Origin of the sequence: Cognatishimia coralii (genome assembly GCF_037478305.1) — a bacterium.
Lineage (GTDB): Bacteria > Pseudomonadota > Alphaproteobacteria > Rhodobacterales > Rhodobacteraceae > Cognatishimia > Cognatishimia coralii.
In genome coordinates, this window is the sequence record NZ_JBBGAZ010000034.1 from 1 (window position 1) to 1535 (window position 1535).

1 protein-coding gene is annotated in these 1535 nt (G+C 56.6%); it reads right to left on the reverse strand.

The window, feature by feature from the left end; translation table 11 throughout:
* Positions 1-72: 72 nt before the first annotated feature.
* Positions 73-1458, reverse strand: coding sequence for an IS1182 family transposase (locus WG622_RS19180; RefSeq protein ID WP_035253452.1), 1386 nt, complete (start codon positions 1456-1458; stop codon positions 73-75).
* Positions 1459-1535 lie beyond the last annotated feature (77 nt).

The window sequence follows — 1535 nt, forward strand, 5'->3', positions numbered from 1 at the left end:
GATTCTGTGGAAAAACAACGTGTTGCTGACGCAGAAAGCGCGGTGCTGAACATAGCGCGAGCGCCTTTTCTATCAGGCTTTGCGCGTTTGCTGCGGTGCGGGAAAGATCTTTGCCAGTTTGCGGAGGTTTTGGGCGGTTGCGGCGAGGAGGAATTCGTCATTTGCACCGCATGGTCCGCGTAATCGGAGCCGCCCGAGGCCGAGAATGCGTTTGAGGTGAGCGAAGAGCATCTCGACCTTCTTTCGGAGCTTCATTGAGATCTCGTATTGGCGGGTCTTGGCGATGTCGCGAGCGACTTGACGTGCGTCTTCGTGTTCTTCACGTGTGATCTTGCGAGCGTCGGCATTCGGGCAGCATTTGGCCTTTGATGGGCAGGCCTGGCAGGTCAGTTTCAATGCGCGATAGCGGGCTGTGCCTTTGCCGGTGGGTCCTCGGTTCGGGTCGGAATAGTTGCGACGGAACTGCTTCAGCGCGTGCCCCTCCGGACAGATGTATTGATCGTTCTCTGCATCCCATTCGAAGTCAGCACGCGTCCATGTGCCATCGCTGCGGCTGGACTTGTCAAAGACAGGAATGTGTGGGGCGATCTTGCGTTCGACAAGCCAGCCCAACATCGGCCCGGTGCCATAGGCGGTATCTGCGATCAGGCGCTCCGGGTGCAGATCAAACCTGTCTTTCACGCGCCTGAGCATTGTTTTGGTGGACCCAACCTCGGCCTGCCGAATGGATCGTGTGGCCTCGACGTCGACGATGACCCCATAATCCGTATCGATCAGATAATTGTCGGAATAGCTGAAGAATGCAGGACCTTTGCGGGCTGCCGTCCATTGACTGGCGGGGTCGGAATGTGATGTGAACTTCGGCTGCACATTGCTGGCAGCGCCAAAGGCCGCCTCATCCAATGTGTCGAGATACTCTCGAACGGCGCGTGGTGCATCCATGGGATCAATGGTTGTCGCGTCCCATTCTTCCTTCGGTGTCGAGTTCTGCTTGTTGGCGTCAGCCTCGATCAGACTGGCGTCGATGGCCATACGTTGGCCGCTCACGAGACCCTCTGCGATGCAACGGGTAACAGTCGTCTCAAACAAATGGCGCAGCAGTTCGCTCTCCCGAAACCGCCCATGTCGGTTTTTCGAGAAGGTCGAATGGTCGGGCACGCGGTCATTGAGGTCGAGCCGACAGAACCATCGATAGGCCAGGTTCAGATGCACTTCCTCGCACAGGCGGCGTTCGGAGCGGATGCCAAAGCAATACCCCACCAGAAGCATGCGGATCAGGAGTTCAGGGTCGACAGAAGGGCGGCCCGTGTGGCTGTAGAACTCCGCAAGATGGGTGCGAATGCCACTCAGATCGACAAACCGATCAATCGAGCGCAACAGGTGGGCTTGAGGCACATGATCTTCCAGCGAAAACTCGTAAAACAAAGCCGCCTGCGCTTCTTGTCTCGGTCCCATCATCACTCAATCCCCCGTTCAATATGGAAATTGAATCAGTGACTTCGGCCTCGATCAAGGGTGAGTTTTTCAACAGAATA

Excerpts from the sequence above, each read along its gene's own strand:
- WG622_RS19180 (WP_035253452.1), bottom strand. The coding sequence starts at position 1,458 with ATGATGGGACCGAGACAAGAAGCGCAGGCGGCTTTGTTTTACGAGTTT.